The organism is Rhodococcus sp. X156 (genome assembly GCF_004006015.1).
Classification (GTDB): Bacteria; Actinomycetota; Actinomycetes; order Mycobacteriales; family Mycobacteriaceae; genus X156.
Genome location: NZ_CP034766.1, coordinates 260,108 through 285,373, shown reverse-complemented (window position 1 = coordinate 285,373; position 25,266 = coordinate 260,108). Strand labels below are relative to the sequence as shown.

Sequence of the window (25,266 nt, the reverse complement as noted above, 5' to 3'; positions counted from 1 at the left end):
ACCCCCGCCAGGGGGGAGGGGCGGGGGTCGTCGAGCTCAGCCCCGGGGGGTCGGGCTGAGCACACCTGGAACAAGTCCAGGCGACGTCGACTCTACCCCCAAAACTTCGACACATGCACCACCCGTGTCGATACTTCCCCGGCCGATGTCGGGGCCGCGCCCTATGCTGCCTCGTGTGACCGCTGCCGTGCCCACCCACCAGCGCCCGGTAGCGGCGTTCTTCGACTTGGACAAGACGATCATCGCCAAGTCCAGCACGCTGGCGTTCAGCCGCCCGTTCTTCCACGAGGGCCTGATCAACCGCCGAGCAGTGCTCAAGAGCAGCTACGCGCAGTTCCTCTTCCTGCTCGCCGGCGCCGACGCCGACCAGGTGGAGCGCATGCGTGCCCACCTCACCTCCCTCTGCGCGGGCTGGGACGTCAAGCAGGTGCGGGCCATCGTCGAGGAGACGCTGCACGACGTGGTCGACCCGCTGGTCTACGTCGAGGCCGCCGAGCTCATCACCGAGCACAAGGCGCGGGGCCACGACGTGGTGGTGGTGTCGACGTCGGGCGACGAGATGGTCACCCCCATCGCCCGGATGGTCGGTGCTGACCACAGCGTGGCCACCCGCATGGTGGAGGCCGACGGGCGCTACACCGGCGAGGTCGACTTCTACTGCTACGGCGAGGCCAAGGCGGAGGCGATCCGACGGCTCGCCGGCGAGCGCGGCTACGACCTCGAGGCCAGCTACGCCTACAGCGACTCCTCCACCGACCTGCCGATGCTCACCGCGGTCGGGCACCCCACCGCCGTCAACCCCGACCGGCTGCTGCGCAAGGAGGCCACCCAGCGGGGCTGGCCGATGCTCACCTTCTCCGCACCGGTGCCGCTGCGAGCCCGCATCCCCACGGCCTCCTCCTCCGCCGTCGCCACCGCCGCGGTAGGGCTGGGCGCCGCGGCGGCCGGCGCCACCTGGTACGGCCTCGCCCGCCGTCGCCGCGGGCGCTGATCCGCCACCAGCACGGGGCAGGAGTCGTTGCCCGAAGAGTCTTGATGTGGGCGAAATCACGGCGTAGAACTGAGGGCAGAGCCGCGAACCGGCCACGGTGGGATCGGATGAGAAGGTCTCACCCCCCACTCGAGGCTCGACGCGAAACGCTCGGAACCCACGCGCAGGCCGACGACAAAGGCAGCGTGGCAGGGCCTGCGACAGTCGACAGATGTCCTCTGACGCCGAGGCCTACCAACTCCGCGCACCGTGCACGCTTGGTACCCGAGCTGCTCGTGGCCGTGAACGGCGTCCCGGCCACCCCTGGCGGGGCGTCGTTCCGCGTGCGCGGGGCGAGGCGGGCTAGCGGCCCAGCTCGGCGAGCTTGCGGAAGTCCCAGCTGACGATCTTGGTCGGCACCAGCCGGTGCCACGCGTGCTTGCCGTCGTGCGGCAGCTCGTCCAGACCGAAGTACTTCTGGGCGAAGCTGCGCTCCATCGGCACCAGCACCTCGTCGGGCGCACCGGTGCGGGGCACCTCGCCCACCACCTCGACGCTGCCGTGCAGCTCCACCCCGCGCAGCTCCAGGTAGTCGTGACCGTCGTCCACCACCACCGCCACCCGGGGGTCACGGGCCAGGTTCGCCCAGCGCTTGCTGCGGGTGATGCTCTGCATCCACAGCGCCTCGCCGTCCCAGATGAACCACAGCGGTGACACGTGCGGGGCGCCGTCGGCGCTGACGGTGGCCATCCGGCAGGTGCGCTGCTCGGCCAGGAACGCGTCTCGCTCGGGCGCAGACATGGCGATCTTGCGGCCGCGCTTCTGCTCTGCAGCACTCACGGAAATCTCCTTCACGTCCGTGGCCGATCCTGGTGACGCGGACCACAACTGCTCCGGAGCGTAGGGCACTAGCCCGGGTGGGCGTCGGCGATGGAGGTCGCCTCGCGCGCACCGGCCTCCAGCGCGGCACAGCAGCTGAGCACCCACGTGGCGATGCCGTCGGCACTGCCGGCGGCGAAGGCGGCCGCCTCGTCGCGGTACTGGGCCGGACGGCGCATCCAGTACACCTCGGGCACCGTGAGGTTCTTCGGGTCCAGCCCGGTGCTCGCCGCCACCAGCCGGGAGGCGGCACGGGCGACCACCCCGTCGGCGGTGCCGAAGGGCGCCAGCGTGACCAGCTCGCCGTGCACCACCGCGGCGAGCACCGCGGCCGGGACCTTGGTGCCCCCGGTGACCAGCTGGGCCAGCAGGTCCAGCCGCTGGGCCACCCCGGCGCCCGGGCGCGGCCGGCCCAGCGCGTCGGGATCGCTCAGCCCGGACGCGGCCAGCAGGTGCAGCCGCGCCAGCACCTGTAGCGGGGCCCGGCTCCACACCCGCAGGGTGGCCTCCAGGGCGGTGCCGTCCAGCGCCGCTGCCACCCGCACCGAGCCGGCGAGCACGGGGTCGGCCACCTCGCCGTCGGAGTCCTCCGCCGGCAGCTCGGGCGCGCCACCGTCGAGGGTGGCCGACGCACGGGCGGCCCGGATGGAGGCCTCGGTGGCCGAGAGCGGGAAGCCCCGCCGGTTGGCGCGGTGGCGGTGCACCTCGGCGATCGCCGCCCCGGCGGACTCTGCGGCCTCGGCCACACCAGGAAGCCGCAGGATCGGCACCAGGGGGTCGTCGGCGGAGGGTTGCGCGGAGGAACGAGCGGCGGCAGACACGTCGAGTAACGCTACCGGCGTGCACCGCCACTACCGCACGGAGTTGCGCCACGTCACCCCCACCTACGGTCGCCGGTGTGACGCACGACGCATATGTTGATCTCATGACCCCCAGCGCTGAGACCCCCCACGCCGAGACCGAGGTGTTCGCACCGACCCCCGAGTTCGCCGCGCAGGCCAACGCCGGCACCGAGCTGCAGGCGCTGGCCGACGCCGACCGGGACGCCTTCTGGGCCGAGCAGGCCCGGCGCCTGCACTGGCACGAGCCGTTCGAGCAGGTCCTGGACTGGACCGACGCCCCGGTGGCCAAGTGGTTCGTCAACGGCAAGCTCAACGTCGCCTACAACTGCGTGGACCGCCACGTGGAGGCCGGCAACGGCGACCGGGTGGCCATCCACTGGGAGGGTGAGCCCGGCGACTCCCGCGACATCACCTACCGCGACCTGCTCGCCGAGGTGAGCCGCGCCGCCAACACCTTCGTCGAGCTGGGCCTGGTCACCGGCGACCGGGTGGCCATCTACATGCCGATGATCCCCGAGGCCATCGTCTCCATGCTGGCCTGCGCCCGGCTCGGCCTCACCCACTCCGTGGTGTTCGCCGGGTTCTCCGCCGGCGCGCTGCGCTCCCGGATCGACGACGCCGCAGCGCGCCTGGTCATCACCACCGACGGGCAGTGGCGCCGCGGCAAGGCCGCCCCGCTCAAGGCCGCGGTGGACGAGGCGGTGGACGGAGCCAAGTCGGTCGAGCACGTGCTGGTGGTCAACCGCACCGACTCCGAGGTGGCCTGGACCGAGGGCCGTGACCTGTGGTGGCACGAGACGGTCGCACAGGCCTCACCCGAGCACACCTGCGAGGCCTTCGACTCCGAGCACCCGCTGTTCGTGCTCTACACCTCCGGCACCACCGGCAAGCCCAAGGGCATCATCCACACCTCCGGCGGGTACCTGACGCAGACGTCGTACACCCACCACTACGTCTTCGACCACAAGCCGGGCCAGGACGTCTACTGGTGCACCGCCGACATCGGCTGGGTCACCGGGCACTCCTACATCGTCTACGGACCGCTCAGCAACGGTGCCACCCAGGTGGTCTACGAGGGCACCCCCAACTCCCCCGACGAGCACCGGCACTGGAACATCGTGGAGAAGTACCAGGTCTCCATCTACTACACCGCCCCCACGCTGGTGCGCACGTTCATGAAGTGGGGCCGCGAGATCCCCGACGCCCACGACCTGTCGTCACTGCGGGTGCTGGGCAGCGTGGGCGAGCCGATCAACCCAGAGGCCTGGCTCTGGTACCACGAGGTGATCGGTGGCGGCCGCTGCCCGATCGTGGACACCTGGTGGCAGACCGAGACCGGCGCCATCATGATCTCCCCGCTGCCCGGCGTCACCGCCTGCAAGCCCGGCTCCGCCATGGCCACCGTGCCCGGCATCTCCGCCGCCGTGGTGGACGAGGAGGCCAACGTGCTGCACGCCGAGGACGGCGAGGTCTCCGGCTACCTGGTGCTCGACCAGCCCTGGCCGGCGATGCTCCGCGGCATCTGGGGAGACATGGAGCGGTACAAGGACACCTACTGGTCGCGCTACGCCGAGCAGGGCTGGTACTTCGCCGGGGACGGCGCCAAGATCGACACCGACGGCGCCATCTGGCTGCTCGGCCGGGTGGACGACGTCATGAACGTCTCCGGGCACCGCATCTCCACCACCGAGGTGGAGTCGGCGCTGGTCAGCCACCACGCCGTGGCCGAGGCCGCCGTGGTGGGCGCCTCGGACGAGACCACCGGGCAGGGCATCGTGGCGTTCGTGATCCTGCGCGGCGGCCAGGACGACGGCGGCGAGGAGCTGGTGGCCGAGCTGCGCAACCACGTCGGCAAGGAGATCGGCCCCATCGCCAAGCCCCGCCAGGTCCTGGTGGTGCCGGAGCTGCCCAAGACCCGCAGCGGCAAGATCATGCGCCGGCTGCTGCGCGACATCGCGGAGAACCGCGAGGTGGGCGACGTGTCCACACTGGCCGACTCCACCGTGATGGACCTCATCTCCTCTGGACTGAACAAGCCCTCCTGAGCCGCGATGCACACCACGGGTTGGTCGCGGGCAGTGCCTGATCGGCTTGTCCGCGACCAACCGTGGCACCATGACCCCTGACGAGCGGTGGCCGGGCCTTGCGCCGTGGCGCCCACAAGACGCACGTGGAGGGGCGAGTTGAGCACTAGCGACCGCAGCACCGGCCAACGCAGCACGGGAGAGGGAGTGCCCACCACGGTGGCCTCCATCCCGCTGTCCGAGATCGACCGGGGCAACCCCAGCATCGGGACGCTGGTGAAGGACGCCACCGCGCAGGTCTCCACCCTGGTGCGCGCCGAGGTGGAGCTGGCCAAGCAGGAGGTGACCGCCGAGGTCAAGAAGGGCGTGCAGGGCAGCATCTTCTTCGTCATCGCCCTCACCGTCGCGCTGTTCAGCGCGTTCTTCCTGTTCTTCACCATCGCCGAGGTCATCGACATCTGGCTGCCGCGCTCGGCCGCCTTCGGCATCGTCTTCGCGCTCATGGTCGTGGTGGCCGCGGTGTTCGGCCTGCTCGGCTACCGCAAGGTGCGCAAGGTCCGCAAGCCCGAGAAGACCATCGACGCGATCAAGGACAACGCGAAGATCGTCAAGCGCGCGAGCTGAGATGTCCCCGCTGGATCCCTCCAGCGTCCGGATCGAGGGTCCCTGGACGCACCGCGACGTGCACGCCAACGGGATCCGCTTCCACGTCGCCGAGGTTGACGGCCGTGACGGCTCCGGCCCGCTGGTGCTGCTGCTGCACGGGTTCCCAGAGTTCTGGTGGAGCTGGCGGCACCAGCTGACCGGGCTGGCCGAGCAGGGTGCCCGGGTGGTCGCGGTGGACCTGCGTGGTTACGGCGACTCCGACAAGCCGCCCCGCGGCTACGACGGCTGGACCCTCGCCGGCGACGTCGCCGGGCTGATCCGGGCCCTGGGCGAGACCAGCGCGGTGCTGGTCGGCCACGACTGGGGCGGGCTCATCGCCTGGTCCACCGCCACCCTGCACTCGCGGCTGGTCCGTGGGCTCGCCGTGCTCGGGGCCCCGCACCCGGTGGCGCTGCGCCGGGCGCTGCGCAGCGGCGGCGCCCAGGCCAAGGCACTGCGCCACGCCGCCGGCTACCAGCTGCCTCGCTGGCCGGAGCGCACGCTGCCCGCCGACGACGCCGCCGCCATCGGACGGGTGCTGCGGAAGTGGTCCGGTCCGGACTGGGCCGCCTCCCCCGAGTTCGCCGAGGTGGCTCGCTGCAACCAGCAGGCCATGCAGGTGCCCGGGGTGGTGCACTCCGCGATGGAGTACTACCGCTGGGCCATGCGCAGCCAGCTGCGCAGCGACGGCCACCGCTTCAGCGTGGAGCTGGACCGGCCGCTGACCATCCCCGTGCTGCAGCTGCACGGCGAGCTCGACCCCTGCCTGCTGCCCGCGACCGCAGCGGCGTCCGGCCCGTGGGCGCCCTACCGCGACTACCACCTGCTGCCGGGCGTGGGCCACTTCGTGCACCAGGAGGCCCCGGAGCGCACCAACGCGCTGCTGGCCGGCTTCCTGCAGCGACTGCCCTAGCGCCGGTCGGGCGCCCGGCGGTCCCGGGTCAGGACGCGGTGCAGGTGCCGGTGGCTACCGGGCGGTCCAGCCCAGCCGCGGCGGCCACCTCGTCGCGCACCTCCGGGCCGGTGAGCACGTAGCCGGTGTCGGCGTTGTCCAGGGCAGCGCCGAACACCACCCCCAGCACGAAGCCGTTGGTGTCGATCATCGGCCCGCCGGAGTTGCCGCTGCGAATCTGGCCGCGGACGGTGTAGACGTCGCGCACCACGGTGGAGTCGTCGTAGATGTTGGGCCCGCGCAGGGAGATCTCCGAGCGCACCCGGGCCGGGGTGGCGGTGTAGGGCCCGTCCAGGGGGTAGCCGAGCACGATCGCCGACTCCCCGGTGGTGGCCGGCTCCTGGGCCAGGGAGAGCACCGGCGCGGTGAGCCCCGGCACGGCGAGCACGGCGAGGTCGCTCTGCGGGTCGTAGAGCACCACGGTGGCCGACAGCTGGCCGCCGGCGGTCTCCACCGCCACCTTGTTGGCCCCGGCGATCACGTGGGCGTTGGTCATCACCCGCTGCGGGGCCACCACGAACCCGGTGCCCTCCAGGCCGCGCGAGCACGACGGCGCGGCGGCCCGCACCTTGAGCACGCTGGCCCGGGTGCGCTGCACCACCTGGCTGGCCTGCACCTCGGTGTCCGGGGCCTCCACCTCGGTGATGGGGGTGCGGGCGAACGGGCTGAGCACGGTGGGCAGCCCGGAGGTGTCCAGCAGGTCGCCGAACTCCGAGGGCAGCCGCTGAGCGCTGTCGGGCAGCACGTCGTTGACCTCGCCGAGCACCCGCGAGTCACGCACCGCGCTGGCCAGGTCGGCGTCGCCGGCGGAGGCCAGCGGGACCGCCAGCAGCCACGCGGCGATGAGCACGGCCGCCGCCTGCACCGCCGCGCCCAGCGCGCTGTCCACCACTCGCACTGCGGCGACGCGCATGGTGCCGCGGATGGTGCGCCCCACCAGCACCCCGAGGGTCTCCCCCACGGCGATGAGCATCACCACCACGCCGACACCGACGGCGATCCGGGCGGCGGCGCCGTCCACCATCTCCACGAAGGTGGGCGCCAGCCGCAGGCCGACCACCGCGCCCAGCAGCACGCCGGCGAAGGCCAGCAGCGAGACGGCCACCCCCTGCCGCCAGCCCGATGCCGCGGCCAGCAGCGCCAGCACGATGACCAGCAGGTCCACCCAGTTCACGCGGTCACCTCGGGCTCGGGGTCGGTGCCGGTGCGCCGCAGCACGGTGTCCAGGTCACGGACGTCGCCGGTGTCCCAGGGGCGGTCCCAGCCGGCCAGCGACGACAGGGTGGCCAGCAGACCGCCGGTGAAGCCCCAGACCAGCAACCCATCCACGGTGAAGGCGGGGCTGGTGTAGCCGGAGGGGTGGTGCAGCTGGAAGCGGTTGGCCGGGTCGAGCAGGGTGCGCAGCGGGATGCGCTCCACGCGGGCGGCCTCGGCGGGGTCGACCACGCGGACCGGGCTGGGCTGGGCCCAGTGTGCGAGCACCGGGGTGACCCGGAAGCCCGACGGCGGGACGTTCAGCTCGGGCAGCAGGGCCAGCGGGCGCACTCCCGAGGCGTCCAGGCCGGTCTCCTCCTCCGCCTCGCGCAGCGCCGCGCCCACCGGTCCGTCGTCGCCGGGATCGAGGGCTCCGCCGGGGAAGGCCACCTGGCCGCTGTGGGTGCGCATCGAGCTGGCGCGCTCCAGCAGCAGCACGTCGGCGTCGTCCACGTCGTGACCGGAGAACAGCATGAGCACGGCCGCGGGACGCGCGGAGACCGGCGGCGTGCGCATCCGGGTCAGGTCGGCCATGGACACGTCCTGCAGGGTGCGCAGCAACCCCTCGAGCAACGGGGGAACGTGCACCTCCGGCCCAGCCAGCCGCACGGTCATACCTGCACCCCCAACCACCGGTCGACTGCGCTGGCGACCTGGTCCACGCTGCTGAACGCGACCGCGAGCACTTGCGCGACAGTTCCATCCGCCCGCAGCAGCACAGTAACGGGGTAGGCCGCCGGCGCCCCGGCAAGCGCGCCCAGGCGTTGCTGGGAGTCCTGCACCGAGGCCAGGTGCACCCCGTAGTCGCGCATCGCCTGCAGCCCGCGCAGCTGGTTGGGGTCGCTGTGCACGGTCAGCACCGCCACCTCCGGCTCGGCTCGCGCGGCGAACTCGGCCATCACCGGCAGCTCCTTGGCGCAGGGGCCGCACCACCAGGCCCACAGGTTGAGCACCGCCGGTCGTCCACCCAGCGCGGTGGCCAGGTCCACCGTCTGCCCGCCGGCCAGGCACTGCAGCCGCAGGTCAGCCAGCGGGCCGGTGCTGCGCGGGCCGTCGGCGGCAGGACAGGGGTCGAGGTTGGCGGCCGCCGCGACCTCGGCGAGCCGGGCAGGGTCTTGCTGCTGGGTGGCCTGGGTTCCGGCGGAGCCCGGCACCGGCGCGGAGTCGGTCCGGGGCCACAGCGCGGCCACCAGGGCCAGCACCACGGCCACGCCGACGATGTTCCACCGCACCGTGGGGCTCAGCAGCGCGGCTCGCAGTCGCGTCATGCAGGCTGCTGCCCGGCGAGCGCCAGCAGGTGCTCAGCCTCCGGCCCACGCACCAGCTTGGCGGCGGCCGCGGGATCGGTGGGGCCGGTGCCGTAGGCGGGGCAGTCAGCCGCCAGCACGCACACCCCGCACGCCGGGTTGCGCGAGTGGCACACCCGGCGGCCGTGGAAGATCACCCGGTGCGAGAGCACTGTCCAGTCCCGACGCTCGAACAGCGCGCCCACGGCGTGCTCCACCTTCACCGGGTCCTCCTCGGCGGTCCAGCCCCAGCGGCGCACCAGCCGTCCGAAGTGGGTGTCCACGGTGATGCCCGGCACCCCGAAGGCGTTGCCCAGGATCACGTTCGCGGTCTTGCGGCCGATGCCGGGCAGTGCCACCAGCTCGGGCAGCGTGCTCGGCAGCACCCCGTCGTGCTGCTCCACCACCGTCTGGGCCAGACCGAGCAGCGACGACGCCTTGTTGCGGTAGAAGCCGGTCTGGCGGATCAGCTCCTCCAGCTCGGTGCGGTCGGCCCCGGCCAGGGCGTACACGTCGGGGTAGCGGGCGAACAGCGCCGGCGTCACCTGGTTGACCTTCTTGTCGGTGCACTGGGCGGACAAGATGGTGGCCACCGCCAGCTGCAGCGGCGTGCTGAAGTCCAGCTCGCAATAGACGTGCGGGAACGCCACGCCCAGCGCCCTGTTCATCCGGCGCGCTCGGCGCACCAGCCCCAGCCGCGTCTCCGCAGCGCGGCTGCGGGCCAGTCCTCTCGTCACAGCCACACAGTACGTAGCCGTGGCCGCCGCGGGTCACGGCTCGGTCACCGTGCGCCCTCCGCGGGAGAGCGGCCAGTGAGATGGGGGATACTCGCAAGCATGGAGGGCCTCGCTGTTGTCATCTTCCCGGTGCTGCTGATGTTCTTCGCGCTGTCCATGGAGCGGGTCGAGTCGCGGTTGCGTCGCAGCTCCGTGGGTGGTGAGGACCTCGAGCAGTTCTTCGCCCAGGCGAGCGACGACGAGGTCAACACCTTTGTCCGCGAGGGGCTGCCGCGCAGCATGGACGTCTTCCGCATTCGCCGTCGCCGGGCGGGCCGTCGGGCGCGCCGTCGCCAGGCCAAGGTCGCGGCCACCGCGACCGGGCTGGGTGCGCAATCCCACTGACCGACGTGGTGTGATGCCAGTGACATCAGCGCACTAAGATGGTTGGTCCCGGCATCAACGTCGGCGCGCACCCGGGCAAAACCTGTGCGGCTGGTGATCGAAAGAGGAGTGGTAGTGGACACGGACACGGACGAGGTGCTCGCCAGGGCGGGCATCTTCCAGGGCGTCGAGCCCGCAGCGGTGCAGGCGCTGACGCATCAGCTGCAGCCGGTGGACTTCCCCCGCGGTCACACCATCTTCAACGAGGGTGAGCCTGGCGACCGGCTCTACATCATCATCTCGGGCAAGGTGAAGATCGGTCGGCGCTCGCCGGACGGCCGCGAGAACCTGCTGACCATCATGGGCCCCTCGGACATGTTCGGTGAGCTGTCGATCTTCGACCCCGGCCCCCGCACGTCCGGCGCCACCACGGTCACCGAGGTGCGCGCGGTGAGCATGGACCGCTCCGCGCTGAAGTCGTGGATCACCCAGCGCCCGGAGATCGCCGAGCAGCTGCTGCGCGTGCTGGCCCGCCGGCTGCGCCGCACCAACAACAACCTGGCGGACCTCATCTTCACCGACGTCCCCGGCCGCGTCGCCAAGGCCCTGCTGCAGCTGGCCCAGCGCTTCGGCACCCAGGAGGCTGGCGCGCTGCGGGTCACCCACGACCTCACCCAGGAGGAGATCGCCCAGCTGGTCGGCGCCTCCCGCGAGACGGTCAACAAGGCCCTCGCCGACTTCGCCCAGCGCGGCTGGCTGCGCCTGGAGGGCAAGAGCGTGCTCATCTCCGACCCCGAGCGCCTGGCTCGCCGCGCGCGCTAGCCGCTGACGTCCGGGAGCCGGTGAGCACCACCCCCGCTCAGGCTCCCGGTCGGGCCGCGCCCGCCACCCAGGGCATTCGGCACCACCGCACCACCCGTGCTCTCATTGGGCACATGACAGCTGAGAACCCCGTGCAGAACGTCACCTTTCCGAGCAACGGCTCGACCGCCCACGGCTACCTGAAGCTCCCGGAGTCGGGCAGCGGCCCCGGTGTGATCGTGATCCAGGAGTGGTGGGGCCTGACCACCCACATCGCGGACGTGACCGACCGGCTGGCCGCAGCGGGCTTCGTGGCGCTGGCACCCGACCTCTACGGCGGTGCCACCGCCCACGACGCCGACGAGGCCGGCGAGCTGATGCAGAAGCTGCCCGTGGACCAGGCCGCCCGTGACCTCTCCGGTGCGGTGGACTTCCTGCTGGGCAACGACGCCGTCACCTCCGACAAGGTCGGCGTGGTCGGCTTCTGCATGGGCGGTGGCTTCGTCATCTCGATGGCGGCGCAGCTCGGCGACAAGATCGCCGTGGCCGTGCCCTTCTACGGCATCCTGCAGACCGAGCCGGACTTCACCAACCTCACCGCCCGGATGGTCGGCCACTTCGGCACCCACGACCAGATGATCTCCGAGGAGGCGCTGGGCGAGCTGGAGGCCAAGATCACCGAGGGCAGCGGTCGCGCCCCGGAGTTCTACCGCTACGACGCCGGGCACGCGTTCTTCAACGACGAGAACCTGATGGGCACCTACGACGCCGACAAGGCCAAGCTGGCCTGGGACCGCACCCTGGACGCGCTGCACGCCGAGCTCGGCTAGGGGCGTCTGCAAGTACCACCAAGCGCGCCCGGCTGCGTCTGCAACCGCTACCCACCGCCGTCCGCACCCCGTGGGCGGCGGTGGTGCGTGCAGGGCCCGCGCCCAGTCCCCGTCCGCTAGCGCAGGTAGTCCAGCTGGGCCCGCACCGACCACTCCGCCGCCGGCCACAGCGTCTGGTCCACGTCGGCGTACACCAGCTCCACCACCTGCCGGGGCGTGGCGTCGGCGCCCAGCGTCTGCAGCGCGCCGCGCACCTGCTCGAGGCGCTCCTCGCGGTGGGCCAGGTAGTACTGCACCGCGGCACGGGCGTCGGGCAGGTCGGGCCCGTGCCCGGGCAGCACGGTGGCCCCCTCGGGCAGCTCGGCCAGCATCCGCAGCGACTCCAGGTACGGGCCCAGCGCACCGTCCGGCGGCGCGATCACCGTGGTGCCGCGGCCGAGCACCGTGTCCCCGGTGATGACGCTGCCGCGCTCGCCGTCGCCGTCGAGCACCAGGCACACCGAGTCCGCGGTGTGGCCCGGAGTGGCCAGCACCCGCAGCTCCACCCCCGCGGCGGCCACCACGTCCCCCTCCGCGAGACCCTCCGAGCCCAGCCGCAGCGCGGGGTCCACCGCGCGCACCACGGAGCCGGTCAGCTCGGCGAACCGCTTGGCTCCCGCGGCGTGGTCGACGTGGCCGTGGGTGAGCACCGTGGCCACCACGTCACCGACCGCCGCCACCCGCCGCAGGTGCGCCTCGTCGTCCGGTCCGGGGTCCACCACCACGCACTGCTCGGAGCCGGGCGCGCGCAGCACCCAGGTGTTGGTGCCCTCCAGGGTCATCACCGAGGGGTTCTCGCACAGCAGCACCGCCGCGCTGGGGGTCACCTGTCGCAGCTGCCCGTACGCCGGGTGCACCAGGCTCATGACGCGTCCTGGGCCGACTGGCGACCGAGGCCCACCGGGTAGTCGTCCCCGCCGGGAAACTCGATGCGCACCGCGGTGCCGTCCGACACCAGCCTGGGGGCCACCGGGTCCAGGTCGCGCTCCGCGCCGAGCACCCCGGCCACGTCGCCGCAGGCGTCGAGCTCCCGGAGCGTGGACCAGGTGGGGGGCAGCAGTCCCCGCCGGCCCTGCTGCCAGTCGGCGATGGCGTCCTGTGGTCGCTGCCAGCCGGCGTCGGAGGCCTCGGTGGTCACGCCGTCGGCGATCTGCCCCTGCGGCATGGCGGCCACGAAGAAGCGGGTGTCGTAGCGGCGGGTCTCCGCCTCGGGGGTGATCCAGTTGGACCAGGGACGCACCAGGTCGGCACGCAGCACCAGCCCTTCGCGGGCGAGGAACTGCGCGAACGACAGCTCGCGGTCCACCAGCGCCTGCCGGGCCGGGCCGTAGCCGGAGGTGTCGGCGACGACGGTGTCGGCCGTGGGGCCGGCGAGCAGCACGCCGCACTCCTCGAAGGTCTCCCGCACGGCTGCACACACCAGGGCGGCTGCCGTGCTCTCCGGGCAGCGGAAGCGCTCGGCCCACCAGCTCGGCGGCGGTCCCACCCAGCCGAGGTCGGTCTCCGCGTCGCGCGCGTCCACACCACCACCGGGAAACACCGTCATCCCGCCGGCGAAGGCCATCGCGGTGGTGCGGTGCAGGAGGAAGACCTCCATGCCGGCATCGGTGTCGCGCACCAGCGCAATGGTGGAGGCGTCCCGCAGCGGGGTTGCCGGAGCAGCGTCTGGTGAGGTCACCTTCGTGATGCTACGTCCGGCGGTGTCGCCGTCGTCACAGCATCAGACGAGCACGGCGGCCGGCGCCAGCACCTCGACGACGAGCTCCACCTCGACGGGGGCGTTCATCGGCAGCTCGGCCACCCCCACGGCGGAGCGGGCGTGCTGGCCGGCCTCCTCGAAGACCTCGCCCAGCAGCTCCGAGGCACCGTTGACCACGCCGGGCTGGCCGGTGAAGCCCTCGGCGGAGGCGACGAAGCCGACGACCTTGACCACCCGCACCACGGAGTCGATGCCCACGAGGGCGTGCACAGCCGCCAGCGCGTTGAGGGCGCAGGCCCGGGCGAGCTCCTTGGCCTGCTCGGGGCTCACCGCGTCGCCGACCTTGCCGGTGCCGGCGAGGGCGCCGTCGACGAAGGGCAGCTGGCCGGAGGTGTAGACGAGGCTGCCCGAGCGCACCGCGGGCACGTAGGCGGCCACCGGCGCCGCGACCGGCGGGAGGGTGATGCCGAGGAAGGACAGCCGGGTGGACCAGTCAGCCATCGGGGTGCCCGCTCAGCCCTGGGAGGAGCGCGGGCGCTTGAGGTAGGCGACGTGCTGCTCGCCGGTGGGCCCGGGCAGCACCGCGACGAGCTCCCAGCCGTCGGCACCCCACTGGTCGAGAATCTGCTTGGTGGCGTGCGTGAGCAGCGGAACTGTGGCGTATTCCCAGGTGGTCATGCGCTCACTGTACGGCGCGCATAGAGTGCTGCGCGTGCCTGCAACCGACACGACTACTGCTGCGGCCGCCGAGACCCACTGGCCCGCCGCAGCCGCCCAGGCCCGCCTGCACGTGGTCTCCGGCAAGGGCGGAACCGGAAAGTCCACTGTGGCGGCCTCCCTCGCCCTGGCCCTCGCCGCGGGCGGGCGCAAGGTGCTGCTGGTGGAGGTGGAGGGGCGGCAGGGCATCGCGCAGATGTTCGACACGCCCCCGCTGCCCCACGAGGAGAAGCGGATCGCGGTGGCGGCCGAAGGCGGCGAGGTGCGCGCACTGGCCATCGACGTCGAGACGGCTCTGCTGGAATACCTCGACATGTTCTACAACCTCGGCTTCGCCGGCCGGGCGATGCGCCGGGTGGGTGCCATCGAGTTCGCCACCACCCTGGCGCCGGGCCTGCGCGACGTGCTGCTCACCGGCAAGATCAAGGAGTGCGTGGTGCGCACCGAGAAGAACGGGCGCCGCACCTACGACGCGGTGGTCGTCGACGCACCACCGACCGGCCGGGTGGTCAACTTCCTCGACGTCACCCGGGCCATGGCCGACCTGGCCAAGAGCGGTCCCATCCGCGCGCAGAGCGAGGGCGTCATCGAGCTGCTGCACTCCGACCAGACGGTGGTGCACCTGGTGACGCTGCTGGAGGAGCTGCCCGTGCAGGAGACCCTGGACGCGCTCGAGGAGCTGCGGGCGGCCGACCTGCGCACCGGCGCGGTGATCGTCAACCGCGCCAAGGCCCACGAGCTGCCGGAGGACGCCCTGCAGGCCGCGGCCGACGGAGCGGTGGACACCGAGGCCCTGCGCGCCGGGCTGGACGTCGCCGGCATCAAGCTCAGCGACGACGACATCGCGGGGCTGGTCACCCAGACCGTGCAGCACGCCCTGCGCGTGCGCACCGAGCAGGCCAGTCGAGCTCGGCTGGCCAAGGCAGGAGCCGAGATGGTGGAGCTGCCCGCGCTGGCCGACGGGGTGGATCTCGGTGCCCTGTACGAGCTCGCCGAGGTTCTCGCTGAGCAGGGTGTGCGATGAGCGCCAAGAAGGCCCCGGTGCCCACCAACGCCGCCGCCACCAACACCACGGCCGTCGAGGCCACCGCCGCAGGGTCGGGGCTGCTGGACGTGGGCGCGCTGCTGGCCAACGAGAAGACGAAGGTCATCGTGGTGTGCGGTGCCGGCGGCGTCGGCAAGACCACCACCGCGGCCGCGCTGGCGCTGCGCGCTGCCGAGCAGGGTCGCCGCGCGGTGGTGCTGACCATCGACCCCGCGCGGCGGCTGGCTCAGGCCCTGGGTGTGGCCGAGCTGACCAACACCCCGCAGCGGGTGGACCTCACCGGCGACAAGGACGACGAGCCCGAGCACGGCGGTGAGCTGCACGCGATGATGCTGGACATGCGTCGCACGTTCGACGAGATGGTGCTGGAGAACGCCGAGCCCGGCCGGGCCGAGGCCATCCTGTCCAACCCCTTCTACCAGACCATCGCCACCTCGTTCTCCGGGACGCAGGAGTACATGGCCATGGAGAAGCTGGGCCAGCTGGCGGCCTCCGGGCAGTGGGACCTCATCGTGGTCGACACCCCGCCCTCGCGCTCGGCGCTGGACTTCCTCGACGCCCCGCAGCGGCTCTCGGCGTTCCTGGACGGCCGGATGATCCGGCTGCTCTCCGCCCCCGCCCGCGCCGGCGGGTTGGGGCTGCGCAAGGTGGTGGGCGGCGCGGTGGGCCTGGCCGCCAAGGGGGTGTCCACCATCATCGGCGGACAGATGCTCAACGACGCCGCCGCCTTCGTGCAGGCCTTCGAGACGATGTTCGGCAGCTTCCGCGAGCGATCCAAGGCGACCTACGAGCTGCTGCGCCGCCCGGGCACCGCGTTCATGGTGATCTCCGCACCCGAGCCCGACGCCCTGCGCGAGGCCGCGTACTTCGTCGACCGGCTCTCCACCGAGAACATGCCGCTGGTGGGGCTGGTGCTCAACCGCACCCATCCCACCCTGGTGGAGCTCAGCCCCGCGCTGGCCGAGGAGGCCGCCGGCACGCTGGAGAAGACCGGGGACAACGCCCTGGCCGCCGGTGCGCTGCGGGTGCACGCCGACCAGGCGGTGACCGCCGAGCGGGAGGTGCACCTGCTCAGCCGGTTCACCCACGCCCACCCGAGGGTGCCGCTGATCGGCGTGCCCGCCCTGCCCTTCGAGGTGGCTGACCTGGACGCGCTGCGCGCGCTGGGCGACGAGCTCACCGGGGCCGGCTAGCCCAGCCCGGTACGGGCTGGGCCAGCCGACCTGGGCCAGCCGACCTGGGCCAGCCGACCTGGGCCAGCCGACCTGGGCTAGCCGACCTGAGCCACGGGGTGGCCGGCCTCGACCCGCTCCAGGTGCTCGCGCCACGAGCGCACGTCCGGCCGAGCCTTGAGCAGGGCGCGGCGCTCTCGCTCGGTCAGTCCGCCCCACACACCGAAGGGCACCTGGTGGTCGAGGGCGTCGGCCAGGCACTCCAGCTGCACCGGGCAGGGCCGGCAGATCGCCTTGGCCGCCCGTTGCTCGGCGCCCTGCACGAACAGCTCCTCCGGGTCGACCCCGGTGCACGCCGCCTGGGCCGTCCACGCCGCGCGCTCGTCGCCGGCCAACGGTTGCTCTGGTCTCCGCACAGCTGATCCCCCCTCGTCAACTACCTGTGTCGATCTGCGCCTGCCGCTCCCCTGCGGCACCCAGGCGTGTGTGACGCATCGCTAACCACCTGGGTTCCACAGTGTCGCAGTGACGCTCGCCATTCGGTAGTCCCCTGAGGGTGAGATCCCTGCTTTGCCAGGGTCCTTGCGTACCCTGTGCCTGTGGCTCCAGCTAATCCCTTTGTCAGGCTCGCCGGCTGCTGTCTCATCGCGGGGGTCCTGCTCGCAGGTCTGCTCTTCCCTGCCGTGGGCGGCGCGGGCCTGCTCTCGAACAAGATGAGTGACACCGTCGACAGCGTCTCCACCGAGCTAGCCCAAGGTGAGGCGCCCCAGACGACCACGATGCTCGACAACCAGGGCAACCCCATCGCCTACCTCTACGACCCGGCCGGCCGGCGCACCGTGGTCGAGGCGGACCAGATCTCCGACGCGATGAAGCTGGCCATCGTGTCCGTCGAGGACCGGCGCTTCTTCGACCACCAGGGCGTGGACTGGCGGGGAACCTTCCGCGCCTTCCTCACCAACACCTCCTCGGGCGAGACCCAGCAGGGCGCCTCGACGCTCACCCAGCAGTACGTGAAGAACTACATGCTGCTGGTGGTGGCCCAAAACGACGCCGAGCGCCAGGAGGCCACCGAGGCGACCTCGGCACGCAAGCTCAAGGAGATCCGCATCGCCCTGGCCCTGGACAAGGAGCTGGGCAAGGAGGAGATCCTCACCCGGTACCTGAACCTGGTGCCCTTCGGCTCCGGGGCCTACGGCATCCAGTCGGCGGCACAGACCTACTTCGGCGTGGACGCCAAGGACCTCAAGGTCCCGCAGGCCGCCATGCTCGCCGGGATGGTGCAGCGCAGCTCGGTCACCCCCTACACCAACCCCGAGGCCGTGCTGGCTCGCCGCAACGTCGTGCTGGACACCATGCAGACCAACGGCGTGCTCAACGCCCAGGACACCGCTGCCGCCAAGGCATCCCCGCTAGGGGTGCTGCCCAAGCCCAACAGCACCAACAACGGGTGCATGGGCGTGGGCGACTCGGCCAGCAACGGGTTCTTCTGCAAGTACGTGGTGGACTACCTCGCCGACGCCGGCATCAGCCCGGACCAGGTGAACAAGGGCGGCTACACCATCAAGACCACGCTCGACCCGGTGGTGCAGGCCTCGGCCAAGGCGGCGGTGAACAAGTTCGCCCCGGCCGACCTGCCCAAGATCTCCAGCGTCATGAACATCATCCAGCCGGGCCAGACCGACCACAAGGTGCTGGCGATGGCCAGCAGCCGTACCTACGGCCTGGACTCCGCCCGGAAGGAGACCTCCTTCCCGCAGACGCACACGCTGGAGAGCGACGGCGCGGGATCGATCTTCAAGGTGTTCACCACGGCTGCCGCGATGGAACAGGGCATGGGCATCAACACCGTGCTCGACTCCCCGCAGACCGTGCGGGTCAGCGGGGTTGGCGTGGGTGGCTGCGAGGACGGCAGCAAGGACTACTGCGTCAAGAACTACAACGAGTCCTACAAGCTGAAGTACACGGTGACCGACGCCCTGGCCTTCTCCCCCAACACCGCCTTCGTCAAGCTGATCGCCGCCACCGGCGTCGCCCCGACGGTGGACATGGCGGTGAAGCTGGGCCTGCGCTCCTACGCCACCACCCCCGCCAGCCCGGCCACCCCGAACATCTCCATCGCGGAGAAGCTGAAGGCGGAGGGCTCCGCGTCCTTCACCCTGGGCCCGGTGCAGGTGAACCCGCTGGAGATGGCCAACGTGGCGGCCACCATCGCCTCCGGCGGGGTGTGGTGCCCGCCCAACCCGATCGACTCGATCACCGACTCCAAGGGGCAGCCGGTCAAGGTCAGCTCCCCCGCCTGCGAGCAGGTGGTCGAGCCCGGCCTGGCGCACGCCCTGGCCAACGCGATGAGCAAGGACGACACCATCGGGACCGCGGCGGGTGCGGCCAAGACCGTCGGCTGGGACCTGCCGATGTCAGCCAAGACCGGCACCACCGACCGCGAGTACTCCTCAGCGTTCCTCGGCTTCACCAACACCCTGGCCGGGGCCAACCTGGTGTTCGACGACTCCGGCAACCCGGGCGGCATCTGCCACGACCCGCTGCGCAGCTGCGTCAAGCCCGACCTCACCGGTGGTCAGGAACCCGCGCGCACCTGGTTCGCGGCGATGAAGCCGATCGCCCTCAACTACGGGCCCGTGGTGCTGCCCCCGGTGGACGAGAAGTACCTGAACGGCAGCGGCAAGGGCGCCGTGCCCAGCGTCAAGGGCCTGACCGTCGGCGACGCGTCCAAGCGGCTCACCGATCTTGGCTTCAAGGTGGCCCAGACCGATCAGCCCAACGGCTCCACCAAGGGCACCGTGGTGGACCAGAGCGTCACCGGCACCGCCCAGCCCGGCTCGACGGTCACCCTGTCGGTGAGCACCGGACAGGCCCCCTCCGGCCGGTCGACGTCGCCGGCACCCGGGTCGGCCCCCGGGTCGGCGTCGTCGTCCCCGGGTGGCTCGAGCGGCTCGGGTGGGTCTGCTCCCCAGCAGACCATCCAGGTTCCGGTGCCGGGAGTGCCGCCGATCGTGCTGCCGCCCGGCGTGGTCATCCCGGGCATCCCGCCCGGCTAGGCCGTCCCCGAACGCCACGCGAGGCGCGTCCCCACTGGGGACGCGCCTCGCGTCTTCTCTGCCCTCGGCGGTTCTCGGGTCTTGGCGGAGGTCCGCCGGTCGCGACTCAGCCCGCCAGCGCCGCCCGCACCGCGGCGGAGAGCCGCTTGCCGTCGGCCCGGCCCGCGGCCAGCGCGCCGGCCTCCTTCATGACCTGCCCCATCTGGCGCTGCCCGGGCTGCTCCCCGGTGGTCTCCGCCACCGCTGCCACCGCGCGCGCCACCACGTCGTCCACCTCGGCGTCGCTGAGCTGGGTGGGCAGGTAGGCGTCGATCACCTGCGCCTCGGCGCGCTCCTTGTCCGCCAGCTCGCCTCGCCCGGCCCCGTCGAACGCCTCGGCCGACTCGCCGCGCTTCTTGGACTCCCGCGCCAGCACCCGCAGCACGTCCTCGTCCGTGAGCTCGCGGGCCTGCTTGCCCGACACCTCCTCGTACTGCAGCGCCGAGAGCACCATTCGCAGCGTGGACACGGTGAGCGCGTCCTTGGCCTTCATCGCCGTCGTGAGGTCTGCCTTGATGCGTTGCTTCAGCTCTGCCATGTGCTCTGACGTTACGCGGCAAAGGGGGCGTCGTACCCTAAAGGTGTGTCCCCCAGCTCCCGCACCCCGCTAGTCGCCCTGGCCGCCGCAGGAACCGTCGCCGCAGGCGTCGGCTACGCCGCGGGCATCGAGCGCAACGCCTTCGCGCTGCGCGAGGTCACCCTGCCCGTGCTGGACCCGGGGTCGCCGACCCTGCGGGTGCTGCACCTGTCCGACCTGCACATGATGCCCAACCAGCGCCGCAAGCAGGCGTGGGTGCGCGCCCTCGACGAGCTCAACCCCGACCTGGTGGTCAACACCGGCGACAACCTCGCCCACCCCAGCGCGGTGCCCGCCGTGGTGCAGGCCCTCGGACCGCTGCTCGACCGGCCCGGCCTGTTCGTCTTCGGCAGCAACGACTACTTCGGGCCGCAGCCGAAGAACCCGTTCAAGTACTTCCGCACCAACCACAAGCGGGTGCACGGTGTCGCGCTGCCCTGGCAGGACCTGCGGGCGGCGTTCACCGAGCGCGGTTGGCTGGACCTCACCCACGTGCGCCGCGAGCTCGAGGTGGCCGGGGTGCGCGTCGCCGCCGCCGGGGTGGACGACCCGCACATCGAGCGCGACCGGTACGCCACCATCGCCGGCCGGGCCCCCACCGAGGTGGAGCTGCGGCTGGGCCTGACGCACTCCCCCGAGCCCCGCGTGCTGGATGCCTTCGCCACCGACGGGTACGACCTGGTGCTGGCCGGGCACACCCACGGCGGGCAGCTGTGCGTCCCCTTCCACGGTGCCCTGGTCACCAACTGCGAGCTGGACAGCAGCCGGGCCAAGGGTGCCTCGCACTGGGGGGCGCACACCTGGCTGCACGTCTCCGCCGGGCTGGGCACCTCGCCCTACGCGCCGGTGCGCTTCGCGTGCCGCCCCGAGGCGAGCCTGCTCACCCTGGTTCCCGCCTCGCGAGGTGGAGCTGCGCATGCGGGGCAGAGCGCTATTGACGATCTACACTTCAACGGTGACTCCTCAGCAGCGCCCCACGAAGGTGCGGCGCCGTAGGGCGCCGGAAGACGCGCGCAAGGAGATCTTGGCGGGCGCCGAGGAGTTTCTTCGCGACAACCCCTGGCACGACCTGACTATCGACCGGGTGATGGCGTGCACCACGCTGTCCCGCCCCTCGTTCTACGTGCACTTCACCGACCGGCTCGACCTGCTGGCCCAGCTGGGTGCGGCGGTGACGGTGACCCTGGCCGAGCGCAGCGACCGCGCGCAGTGGCTGGCCGGGGAGGGCAGCCCCGCCACCATCTCCCGCCAGGCCATCGAGGGGCTGGTCGCGCTGTACCGCGAGCACGGCACGCTGATCAACGCGCTGGTGGAGGCCTCCTACCACGAGACCGCCATCAAGGAGGGCCGCACGGAGGTGGAGGATCGCTTCGCTGCAGCCACCGCCGGGCGCATCCGCGAGGAGATCGCCGCCGGCCGTGCCCCGGAGTGCAACGCCGACCTGGTCGCCCAGGCCCTGACGCTGCTCACCGAGTCGACCCTGATCCGCTGGTACGGCGTGGCCCACCCCGCGGTGGCCCCCGAGGACGCGGCGGACGCCCTGCTGCGCATCTGGGTCGGGGCGATCTACGGCACCACGCTCGAGGAGATCGAGCGGCGCTGGCCGGAAGAGCCGGCCGCCACGTCGTAGGGCGGACCGTCTAGGGGGTACCCGGTCAACGACGCCAGGAACATCCGCTAGACTTGGCGAGCCGCACCGGGGTGTGGCGCAGCTTGGTAGCGCGCTTCGTTCGGGACGAAGAGGGCGCAGGTTCAAATCCTGTCACCCCGACCAGTGCAGTACGCAGAGGCCCTAGCCGGTTCGCCGGCCAGGGCCTCTGCTGTTTCTGCTGGCTACAGGCCCAGGGCGGAGCAGCCGGGGCTGGCCCGCAGCGCCGAGAGCATCGCCGGGCTGCTGCCCGAGCGCAGTGACGCCACCCCAGAGCTCGCGGTGGTCTGCACCTGCTGCCGGGCCTGCTGCGCCAGGCTGACCAGGGCCAGCGGGTTGTTGGGGTCGACCGCACGAGCCTGGCCGAGGTACGTCTGGGCGGATCCGACGCCCGCGCGCAGGGCCTGGGCGAAGCCGGCGATGCCCGCGGCGGACTGGGCGTCCGGGGCGGGGCCGAGCGAGCTCACCGCGCTGAGCGAGGCGTTGCCCTGGGCGACAGCCTCGCCCAGGATGCGCACCGCGAGGTCCTTGGCCTGCTGTCCGTTGGTGATCCCGGAGAGGTCGGGATTCTGGTAGCGCTCCTTCAGCGAGTACAGCGGGGTGACCGCGCCGCACACCTGGTTGGCGTAGGCACTGACGGCCTGACCACTGGCCGGGGGAGCGGCCGGGGCTGCGGGACTGCCGGTGCGGGCGCTCCCGGCTCCACCCGGCCCGGTGCCACCCGGGCCCGGAGCTGCGCCCGGTGCTGCCGTGCCGGTGGACCCACCGGTCGCCGGAGCGCCGGGGGTGGCCTCGCCGGCCGCGGTGGGCGTGGGCACGCCCGCCGTGGTGCTGCTGGCGTCCGGGCTGGGTGCGGCGGTCGCCGTCGCAGCGTCCTGGGTGGTGGCGGGCAGGGCGCTGGTGGGGCCCTCCCCGTCCAGCGAGCTGGTGTCGGACCCGCAGCCGGCCAGCACGGCCGCGGCCAGCACCCCGGAGGCCAGGACGACGGTGCCACGGAGAACGGTTTTCTCACTCATGCGCCACATCATGCCTGGTTCACCCACCGTCCCTGGTGAGCCAGCCCACAGCCCACGGTGACCGATGAGTTTGCCGGTCAGCCGCAGTCAGAAGGCAGGAGGACACGACAACACGGAGGGACCACCCATGCGCGCCCTGATCAGCACCGCCTTCCTCTCGCTCGACGGCGTCATGGAAGCCCCGGGCGGCGAACCCGGCTACCGCAACGCCGGGTGGAGCTTCAAGGACGTGGAGTTCCTCCCCGAGGCGTACGAGATCAAGGGCCGGGAGCAGGAGGAAGCCACTGCGATGCTGCTGGGCCGGACCAGCTACGAGGCGTTCAGTCCGGTGTGGCCCGACATGGAGGACTTCGCTGACTACAACGTGATGCCGAAGTACGTCGTCTCCACCACGCTGACCGAGGACCAGCTGGCGTCAGGCTGGGGCGAGACCACGATCCTGCGCTCGCCCGAGGAGGTCGCCGCGCTGAAGGAGACCGAGGGCGGCCCGATCATCGTCCACGGCAGCGCGTCGCTGAACCACGCTCTCTCCGACGCCGGGCTGGTGGATCGATACCATCTGCTCGTCTTCCCGCTCCTGCTCGGAGCCGGCAAGCGGCTCTTCAGCCCGGCGGACAAGGACGCCCAGAAGCTGGCGCTCGTCGAGCACGAGGTCTACGCCAACGGTGTGCAGAAGAACGTCTGGGACGTCCTCCGCTGACCGGCTCCCGCACTGCGCGGGGATGGGGTGCATCGCGGCTGGCATCATCGCGGGGGTGACGACCCAGCATCCCGCAGCACCCGTGCCCGAGACCCTGTTCGACGACCCCGCGGCCGAGGCACGCTGGCGGGCCCGGTTCACCGCCCCACGGATCAGCCTGCCGGACTGGGCGCTGCACGCTCCCGACCGCAACGTGTTCTCCTCCAACGCCTCCGGGACCTGGGAGATCTACACCTGGGACCGGCTCACCGACCTGCGTCGCCAGGTCACCGACCGCCCCTCGGGCACGCACGGAGCGACCATCAGCCCGGACGGCGCCCACGTGTGGTGGTTCGACGACACCGACGGCGACGAGTTCGGGCACTGGGTGGCGGAGCCCTTCGCCGGCCGACCCACCGACTGGACCCCGCAGCAAGCGGTCGCGGGCACCACCGCCGGGTACCCGGCGGGACTGGAGCTGGGCAGCAAGATCACCGCCATCGCCGCCTCGACCGACGAGGGCACCACCATCTGGGCCACCGCGGACCGCACCCGCGCGGCAGCCACCCAGGTGGTCTACGCCCACGCCCAGGACGCGGGCACCGGCGCGCTCTCGCGCGACGAGACGCTGCTGGCCATCCACCACTCCGAGCACGGCGACTCCCGCCACCCCGCGCTGCGGGTGTTCCGGCTGGCCGCCGACGGCTCGGTGACCGAGACGGTGGCCGAGCTGCACGACGGCGAGGGCAAGGGCCTGGACGCGCTCGCCTTCGCCCCGGTGGAGGGCGACACCCGGCTGCTGGTCAACCACGAGCGCCGGGGCCGGGACGAGCTCGTGATCTGGGACGTGGCCACCGGCGAGCAGACCGAGCTGGCCATCGACCTGCCGGGCGACCTCAGCGGCGACTTCTACCTCGACGGCACCGCCCTGGTGGTGGTGCACACCCACGCCGGGCGCTCCACGCTGCACCGCTACGACCTCATCACCGGTGCGCTGTCGGACCTGGACACCCCGCCCGGCAGCATCGGCGGCGCCGACGCCCGCCCGGACGCCTCGGTGGAGTACTCCTGGTCCAGCGCCGAGCAGCCGTCCATGGTGCGGGTGCGCTACGCCGACGGCACCGACGCCGTGCTGCTCACCCCGCCCGACGCCGACCCCGCGCCCGCCTCGCAGCCGCTGGAGGACGCCTGGGTGGGCGACGTGCACGCCCTCGTGGCCCGCCCGGCCGGCGCCGACGGCCCGCTGCCCACCGTGTTCAGCCTGCACGGCGGGCCGCACGCTGCTGACGAGGACCGCTACTCCGCGATGCGGGCCACCTGGCTGGACGCCGGGTTCGCGGTGGTGCACGTGAACTACCGCGGCTCCACCGGCTACGGCAGCGCCTGGCGCGACGCCATCGAGGGACGTCCCGGCCTCACCGAGCTGGCCGACGTCGCGGCCGTGCAGGACTGGGCGGTGGCCTCCGGGCTGGCCGACCCGGACCGGTGCGTGGTGGAGGGCTGGTCGTGGGGCGGCTACCTGAGCCTGCTGGCCGCGGGCACCCAGCCCGACCGGTGGGCGGCAGTCATCGCGGGCGTGCCGGTGGCCGACTACCTGGCGGCCTTCGCCGACGAGATGGAGCCGCTGCGCGCCTACGACCGCGCACTGTTCGGCGGCTCCCCCGAGGAGCTGCCCGAGCTCTACGCCGAGTGCTCCCCGCTGACCTACGTCGACGCGGTGCGCGCCCCGGTGCTGATCCTGGCCGGCGAGAACGACCCGCGCTGCCCCATCCGCCAGGTGGACAACTACCTGGACGGCCTGGCTGCCGGCGGCAAGCGCTACGAGATGGTCCGCTACGACGCCGGGCACGGGTCGCTGGTGGTGGCCGAGCTGGTGCAGCACGTGGCCACCGAGGTGGACTTCGCCCGGCGGATGCTCGGCCTCGGCTGACTCGGCTCACACCTGTCGGCGGCCTCCGCGGTGTGGTTCCCTGGTCAGCACCGGGCGAGGGGG

The 25,266-nt window shown here is 72.2% G+C and carries 27 protein-coding genes and 1 tRNA gene; 15 read left to right on the top strand and 13 right to left on the bottom strand.

The features are described 5' to 3' along the window. Positions 1-175: 175 nt before the first annotated feature. Positions 176-991: an HAD-IB family hydrolase gene (locus ELX43_RS01340; protein WP_241249573.1), complete on the top strand. Its 816-nt coding sequence runs from the start codon at positions 176-178 to the stop codon at positions 989-991. 342 nt (positions 992-1,333) lie between these two features. Here ELX43_RS01340 and ELX43_RS01335 read toward each other — a convergent pair whose 3' ends face one another. Further along, positions 1,334-1,771: a pyridoxamine 5'-phosphate oxidase family protein gene (locus tag ELX43_RS01335; RefSeq protein ID WP_127784575.1), complete on the bottom strand. Its 438-nt coding sequence runs from the start codon at positions 1,769-1,771 to the stop codon at positions 1,334-1,336. 107 nt (positions 1,772-1,878) lie between these two features. Then, positions 1,879-2,670, bottom strand: coding sequence for an oxidoreductase (locus ELX43_RS01330; RefSeq protein ID WP_127781799.1), 792 nt, complete (start codon positions 2,668-2,670; stop codon positions 1,879-1,881). 104 nt (positions 2,671-2,774) lie between these two features. On the opposite strand from ELX43_RS01330, the gene acs reads away from it, so the two are divergent. From acs to ELX43_RS01315, 3 genes are all read left to right on the top strand, one after another. Then, positions 2,775-4,736: an acetate--CoA ligase gene (acs, locus tag ELX43_RS01325; RefSeq protein ID WP_127781798.1), complete on the top strand. Its 1,962-nt coding sequence runs from the start codon at positions 2,775-2,777 to the stop codon at positions 4,734-4,736. 138 nt (positions 4,737-4,874) lie between these two features. Further along, positions 4,875-5,339: a phage holin family protein gene (locus ELX43_RS01320; protein WP_127781797.1), complete on the top strand. Its 465-nt coding sequence runs from the start codon at positions 4,875-4,877 to the stop codon at positions 5,337-5,339. A gap of 1 nt (position 5,340) precedes the next feature. Then, complete coding sequence (locus ELX43_RS01315; protein ID WP_127781796.1) at positions 5,341-6,273, top strand: alpha/beta hydrolase; 933 nt, start codon at positions 5,341-5,343, stop codon at positions 6,271-6,273. A gap of 28 nt (positions 6,274-6,301) precedes the next feature. Here ELX43_RS01315 and ELX43_RS01310 read toward each other — a convergent pair whose 3' ends face one another. From ELX43_RS01310 to nth, 4 genes are read right to left on the bottom strand one after another with little or no spacing between them, the layout of a single operon-like run. Then, positions 6,302-7,486, bottom strand: coding sequence for a MarP family serine protease (locus ELX43_RS01310; RefSeq protein ID WP_127781795.1), 1,185 nt, complete (start codon positions 7,484-7,486; stop codon positions 6,302-6,304). Continuing rightward, a complete protein-coding gene (locus tag ELX43_RS01305) occupies positions 7,483-8,181 on the bottom strand; it encodes a CoA pyrophosphatase (protein WP_127781794.1) in 699 nt (232 codons plus the stop codon). The genes ELX43_RS01310 and ELX43_RS01305 overlap by 4 nt, the downstream gene beginning before the upstream one ends. Beyond that, complete coding sequence (locus tag ELX43_RS01300; RefSeq protein ID WP_127781793.1) at positions 8,178-8,834, bottom strand: TlpA disulfide reductase family protein; 657 nt, start codon at positions 8,832-8,834, stop codon at positions 8,178-8,180. The genes ELX43_RS01305 and ELX43_RS01300 overlap by 4 nt, the downstream gene beginning before the upstream one ends. After that, positions 8,831-9,520, bottom strand: coding sequence for an endonuclease III (gene nth / locus ELX43_RS01295; protein WP_127784574.1), 690 nt, complete (start codon positions 9,518-9,520; stop codon positions 8,831-8,833). The genes ELX43_RS01300 and nth overlap by 4 nt, the downstream gene beginning before the upstream one ends. Before the next feature lie 168 nt (positions 9,521-9,688). Here nth and ELX43_RS01290 point away from each other — a divergent pair, with 168 nt between their 5' ends. The 3 genes from ELX43_RS01290 to ELX43_RS01280 all read left to right on the top strand — a co-directional run bounded on the left by ELX43_RS01290 (position 9,689) and on the right by ELX43_RS01280 (position 11,583). After that, positions 9,689-9,973, top strand: a complete 285-nt coding sequence (locus ELX43_RS01290) for a hypothetical protein (RefSeq protein WP_241249565.1) — start codon at positions 9,689-9,691, stop codon at positions 9,971-9,973. 114 nt (positions 9,974-10,087) lie between these two features. After that, complete coding sequence (locus ELX43_RS01285) at positions 10,088-10,774, top strand: Crp/Fnr family transcriptional regulator (protein WP_127781792.1); 687 nt, start codon at positions 10,088-10,090, stop codon at positions 10,772-10,774. Positions 10,775-10,887: 113 nt separating this feature from the next. Next, a complete protein-coding gene (locus tag ELX43_RS01280; RefSeq protein ID WP_127781791.1) occupies positions 10,888-11,583 on the top strand; it encodes a dienelactone hydrolase family protein in 696 nt (231 codons plus the stop codon). 116 nt (positions 11,584-11,699) lie between these two features. Here the strand turns inward: ELX43_RS01280 and ELX43_RS01275 are convergent, their stop codons facing one another. From ELX43_RS01275 to ELX43_RS01260, 4 genes are all read right to left on the bottom strand, one after another. Beyond that, entirely contained in the window at positions 11,700-12,488 is a 789-nt protein-coding gene (locus tag ELX43_RS01275; RefSeq protein ID WP_127781790.1) for an MBL fold metallo-hydrolase, read from the bottom strand. Further along, positions 12,485-13,219, bottom strand: coding sequence for an NUDIX hydrolase (locus ELX43_RS01270; protein ID WP_241249837.1), 735 nt, complete (start codon positions 13,217-13,219; stop codon positions 12,485-12,487). The genes ELX43_RS01275 and ELX43_RS01270 overlap by 4 nt, the downstream gene beginning before the upstream one ends. A 123-nt stretch (positions 13,220-13,342) precedes the next feature. Then, positions 13,343-13,822 (bottom strand): RidA family protein, encoded by a 480-nt coding sequence (locus ELX43_RS01265; RefSeq protein WP_127781788.1) that lies wholly within the window; start codon positions 13,820-13,822, stop codon positions 13,343-13,345. Between the two features lie 12 nt (positions 13,823-13,834). Then, positions 13,835-13,999, bottom strand: a complete 165-nt coding sequence (locus tag ELX43_RS01260) for a DUF4177 domain-containing protein (protein WP_127781787.1) — start codon at positions 13,997-13,999, stop codon at positions 13,835-13,837. A 34-nt stretch (positions 14,000-14,033) separates the two neighbouring features. Between ELX43_RS01260 and ELX43_RS01255 the strand changes: the two genes are divergently transcribed. Both ELX43_RS01255 and ELX43_RS01250 read left to right on the top strand, forming a co-directional pair. Beyond that, positions 14,034-15,062 (top strand): ArsA-related P-loop ATPase, encoded by a 1,029-nt coding sequence (locus tag ELX43_RS01255; RefSeq protein WP_241249563.1) that lies wholly within the window; start codon positions 14,034-14,036, stop codon positions 15,060-15,062. Next, on the top strand, positions 15,059-16,276 hold the full coding sequence (locus ELX43_RS01250; RefSeq protein ID WP_127781785.1) for an ArsA family ATPase: 1,218 nt from the start codon (positions 15,059-15,061) through the stop codon (positions 16,274-16,276). Before ELX43_RS01255 ends, ELX43_RS01250 begins: the two co-directional genes overlap by 4 nt. A gap of 77 nt (positions 16,277-16,353) precedes the next feature. Here the strand turns inward: ELX43_RS01250 and ELX43_RS01245 are convergent, their stop codons facing one another. Beyond that, on the bottom strand, positions 16,354-16,671 hold the full coding sequence (locus ELX43_RS01245) for a WhiB family transcriptional regulator (RefSeq protein ID WP_346773859.1): 318 nt from the start codon (positions 16,669-16,671) through the stop codon (positions 16,354-16,356). Positions 16,672-16,968: 297 nt separating this feature from the next. Between ELX43_RS01245 and ELX43_RS01240 the strand changes: the two genes are divergently transcribed. Then, positions 16,969-19,314, top strand: coding sequence for a transglycosylase domain-containing protein (locus ELX43_RS01240; RefSeq protein ID WP_127781784.1), 2,346 nt, complete (start codon positions 16,969-16,971; stop codon positions 19,312-19,314). Positions 19,315-19,420: 106 nt separating this feature from the next. Here ELX43_RS01240 and ELX43_RS01235 read toward each other — a convergent pair whose 3' ends face one another. After that, the gene (locus ELX43_RS01235; RefSeq protein ID WP_127781783.1) at positions 19,421-19,891 is read right to left on the bottom strand and encodes a GatB/YqeY domain-containing protein; all 471 of its coding nucleotides are present in this window, start codon (positions 19,889-19,891) and stop codon (positions 19,421-19,423) included. A 45-nt stretch (positions 19,892-19,936) separates the two neighbouring features. Here ELX43_RS01235 and ELX43_RS01230 point away from each other — a divergent pair, with 45 nt between their 5' ends. The 3 genes from ELX43_RS01230 to ELX43_RS01220 all read left to right on the top strand — a co-directional run bounded on the left by ELX43_RS01230 (position 19,937) and on the right by ELX43_RS01220 (position 21,704). Next, entirely contained in the window at positions 19,937-20,926 is a 990-nt protein-coding gene (locus ELX43_RS01230) for a metallophosphoesterase (protein ID WP_127781782.1), read from the top strand. After that, a complete protein-coding gene (locus tag ELX43_RS01225; RefSeq protein WP_127781781.1) occupies positions 20,886-21,560 on the top strand; it encodes a TetR/AcrR family transcriptional regulator in 675 nt (224 codons plus the stop codon). Before ELX43_RS01230 ends, ELX43_RS01225 begins: the two co-directional genes overlap by 41 nt. A gap of 67 nt (positions 21,561-21,627) precedes the next feature. Next, a tRNA-Pro gene (locus ELX43_RS01220) sits at positions 21,628-21,704 on the top strand. A 59-nt stretch (positions 21,705-21,763) separates the two neighbouring features. Here ELX43_RS01220 and ELX43_RS01215 read toward each other — a convergent pair. Beyond that, on the bottom strand, positions 21,764-22,594 hold the full coding sequence (locus ELX43_RS01215; protein ID WP_127781780.1) for a hypothetical protein: 831 nt from the start codon (positions 22,592-22,594) through the stop codon (positions 21,764-21,766). A gap of 127 nt (positions 22,595-22,721) precedes the next feature. Here ELX43_RS01215 and ELX43_RS01210 point away from each other — a divergent pair, with 127 nt between their 5' ends. Both ELX43_RS01210 and ELX43_RS18120 read left to right on the top strand, forming a co-directional pair. Next, on the top strand, positions 22,722-23,294 hold the full coding sequence (locus tag ELX43_RS01210) for a dihydrofolate reductase family protein (protein WP_164860548.1): 573 nt from the start codon (positions 22,722-22,724) through the stop codon (positions 23,292-23,294). 55 nt (positions 23,295-23,349) lie between these two features. After that, positions 23,350-25,203 carry a prolyl oligopeptidase family serine peptidase gene (locus tag ELX43_RS18120; protein ID WP_127781778.1) on the top strand — a complete coding sequence of 618 codons (1,854 nt, stop codon included), beginning with the start codon at positions 23,350-23,352 and terminating at the stop codon, positions 25,201-25,203. Positions 25,204-25,266: the final 63 nt, after the last annotated feature.

What these genes read in the sequence shown, in the direction of transcription:
- ELX43_RS01335 (WP_127784575.1), bottom strand. Translation starts at nt 1,771, where the DNA reads ATGTCTGCGCCCGAGCGAGACGCGTTCCTGGCCGAGCAGCGCACCTGC.
- ELX43_RS01235 (WP_127781783.1), bottom strand. Translation starts at nt 19,891, where the DNA reads ATGGCAGAGCTGAAGCAACGCATCAAGGCAGACCTCACGACGGCGATG.
- ELX43_RS01270 (WP_241249837.1), bottom strand. Translation starts at nt 13,219, where the DNA reads ATGGAGGTCTTCCTCCTGCACCGCACCACCGCGATGGCCTTCGCCGGC.
- ELX43_RS01265 (WP_127781788.1), bottom strand. Translation starts at nt 13,822, where the DNA reads ATGGCTGACTGGTCCACCCGGCTGTCCTTCCTCGGCATCACCCTCCCG.
- ELX43_RS01275 (WP_127781790.1), bottom strand. Translation starts at nt 12,488, where the DNA reads ATGAGCCTGGTGCACCCGGCGTACGGGCAGCTGCGACAGGTGACCCCC.
- acs (WP_127781798.1), top strand. Translation starts at nt 2,775, where the DNA reads ATGACCCCCAGCGCTGAGACCCCCCACGCCGAGACCGAGGTGTTCGCA.
- ELX43_RS01305 (WP_127781794.1), bottom strand. Translation starts at nt 8,181, where the DNA reads ATGACCGTGCGGCTGGCTGGGCCGGAGGTGCACGTTCCCCCGTTGCTC.
- ELX43_RS01300 (WP_127781793.1), bottom strand. Translation starts at nt 8,834, where the DNA reads ATGACGCGACTGCGAGCCGCGCTGCTGAGCCCCACGGTGCGGTGGAAC.
- ELX43_RS01290 (WP_241249565.1), top strand. Translation starts at nt 9,689, where the DNA reads ATGGAGGGCCTCGCTGTTGTCATCTTCCCGGTGCTGCTGATGTTCTTC.
- ELX43_RS01315 (WP_127781796.1), top strand. Translation starts at nt 5,341, where the DNA reads ATGTCCCCGCTGGATCCCTCCAGCGTCCGGATCGAGGGTCCCTGGACG.
- ELX43_RS01240 (WP_127781784.1), top strand. Translation starts at nt 16,969, where the DNA reads ATGAGTGACACCGTCGACAGCGTCTCCACCGAGCTAGCCCAAGGTGAG.
- ELX43_RS01210 (WP_164860548.1), top strand. Translation starts at nt 22,722, where the DNA reads ATGCGCGCCCTGATCAGCACCGCCTTCCTCTCGCTCGACGGCGTCATG.
- nth (WP_127784574.1), bottom strand. Translation starts at nt 9,520, where the DNA reads ATGAACAGGGCGCTGGGCGTGGCGTTCCCGCACGTCTATTGCGAGCTG.
- ELX43_RS01215 (WP_127781780.1), bottom strand. Translation starts at nt 22,594, where the DNA reads ATGAGTGAGAAAACCGTTCTCCGTGGCACCGTCGTCCTGGCCTCCGGG.
- ELX43_RS01260 (WP_127781787.1), bottom strand. Translation starts at nt 13,999, where the DNA reads ATGACCACCTGGGAATACGCCACAGTTCCGCTGCTCACGCACGCCACC.
- ELX43_RS01280 (WP_127781791.1), top strand. Translation starts at nt 10,888, where the DNA reads ATGACAGCTGAGAACCCCGTGCAGAACGTCACCTTTCCGAGCAACGGC.
- ELX43_RS01250 (WP_127781785.1), top strand. Translation starts at nt 15,059, where the DNA reads ATGAGCGCCAAGAAGGCCCCGGTGCCCACCAACGCCGCCGCCACCAAC.